Consider the following 1,614-nt stretch of genomic DNA (forward strand, 5'->3'; position numbering starts at 1 on the left):
GCAGTTTACGACCGACGACGCCCGTGTAAAACTCAAACGTTTATACCCGTCAAACATACCCGGTTAGAACACTAGTTTATCCAGCACTTCTTCCCAGACACCTCGCAACTTAAACTGCCGAAAATGGTAGTAAACCGTTTGCCAGGGTGGGTACTTGCTATCCAATTCACGCCATTGGACACCCGTTCGATTGATGGACAGGATAGCATCGAGTATGGTGCGTAACGAATGCCATCGCTGGCGTTGGTCGTCTACAATTTTTTCGATAAGTTTCCACTGAGAATCGGTCAACTCCTGGACGGCTTCGTTCATTGTCTTGATAATCTGGCGATTTCAAGATACGGCCGATTCTCCATTTTATTCTATCCAAAACATACTCTTAATTAGGGGGTTGAGAGGACACTTGACCCATTGTGAAAACCCGTTTTGAGATTGTTGAGCTGGATGAGTTTGCCGGCGACGGGGCCACCGTCTACAGTATTGCGCTGGATGATGATGAAGAGACACTCTATGACCGGTTTCTGGAGGAAAATGATGCCGACTATCTCGATGAGCTTGATTTTTTGGTACAGCGCATCGAGACTATTGCCCGGTTGGGAGCCCGTTTTAACTATTTCCGACCTAAGGCAGAAGGTGAACTGGTGAAAGGCGACGGCTTGGAAGCGTTGTATGACGTCCCTAACTCAAATCTGCGGTTGTACTGCATCAAATTTGGGAGTATCGCGCTCATTTTAGGCGGGGGAGGGTATAAACCCAAAGGAGTAGGCCCCTTTCAGGACGTACCAAAAATGAAAGAAGAAAACTACCTGCTACGCGAGTTATCGGGGCGAATTAACCAGGCCATTCGCGATGGTGAACTCTGGTGGGAAGGCAACCGGCTGGCAGGCCGGATGCGGTTTGATAACGGAGACGATTAAGATCGGTGATTGGTTACCCACTCATATCCAGCCAAATAAAGAAGGATTGAAACAAACACAGATTGCTGGCCAAAACAGCTATTTAAAGCCAGGCAGGGTGGTTTTGAAGGCGGTTAGCAATCGTACCAAACAGGAATTGAAATAATGGAACCTCGTAAGCGAAACAGAGGAAGCAAATCGCGTGAGATACAAGACCGTATCACGCCCCATGAGCGCACCCGCACCTATAAGCAGATGGCTATGGCGGCCCGCATTACCGACGCGCTGGAAGCCAAAGGCTGAAGCAAAAGTGAATTTGCCAGCCGGATGGGGCAACTCCCGTCTGTGGTCACGCGCTGGCTAAGCGGCACGCAAAACTTTACCCTGGACACGCTGTCTGACATTGAGGAAATGCTGGGTGTTCATTTGCTGGTTACAGAGGTGACCTATTCGGCTGACCACCCACGGACCGGGCAGCGTATTGAGTCGGAAAAGCCACAACAGGCTGACGTATCCAGAGCGGCAGAACGGTTTATTGAACATCATTACGTACCGGTATTTTACAAAGCCGAGACGGTACCTGCCGGGTGTGAATGGACCGAAACCCCGCGAAGTATTCAATACACGAAAATAGTTTGTGCTAAGTAATCCTTGAGAATTAGTTTGCATTAAACTTGCTGAAGCTGATGGTTAGCCATTTGCCCACGTTGGCTAAACA

General features: G+C 49.0%; 3 protein-coding genes and 1 pseudogene. 3 read left to right on the forward strand and 1 reads right to left on the reverse strand.

All coding sequences use genetic code 11. The features are described 5' to 3' along the window. Positions 1-63 precede the first annotated feature (63 nt). Entirely contained in the window at positions 64-312 is a 249-nt protein-coding gene (locus AC23NW_RS36085; protein WP_487455551.1) for a transposase, read from the reverse strand. A 101-nt stretch (positions 313-413) separates the two neighbouring features. Between AC23NW_RS36085 and AC23NW_RS36090 the strand changes: the two genes are divergently transcribed. From AC23NW_RS36090 to AC23NW_RS36100, 3 genes and pseudogenes are all read left to right on the forward strand, one after another. Beyond that, positions 414-917, forward strand: coding sequence for a hypothetical protein (locus tag AC23NW_RS36090; protein WP_487455553.1), 504 nt, complete (start codon positions 414-416; stop codon positions 915-917). A 144-nt stretch (positions 918-1,061) separates the two neighbouring features. Beyond that, positions 1,062-1,199 (forward strand): hypothetical protein, encoded by a 138-nt coding sequence (locus AC23NW_RS36095; RefSeq protein ID WP_487455555.1) that lies wholly within the window; start codon positions 1,062-1,064, stop codon positions 1,197-1,199. Between the two features lie 12 nt (positions 1,200-1,211). Beyond that, positions 1,212-1,544 (forward strand): annotated as a pseudogene (locus AC23NW_RS36100) (helix-turn-helix domain-containing protein); the annotation flags it as partial. Positions 1,545-1,614: the final 70 nt, after the last annotated feature.

Source organism: Arsenicibacter sp. R0_47, assembly GCF_057652235.1.

Coding starts and splice junctions, on each gene's coding strand:
- AC23NW_RS36095 (WP_487455555.1), top strand. CDS start 1,062: ATGGAACCTCGTAAGCGAAACAGAGGAAGCAAATCGCGTGAGATACAA.
- AC23NW_RS36085 (WP_487455551.1), bottom strand. CDS start 312: ATGAACGAAGCCGTCCAGGAGTTGACCGATTCTCAGTGGAAACTTATC.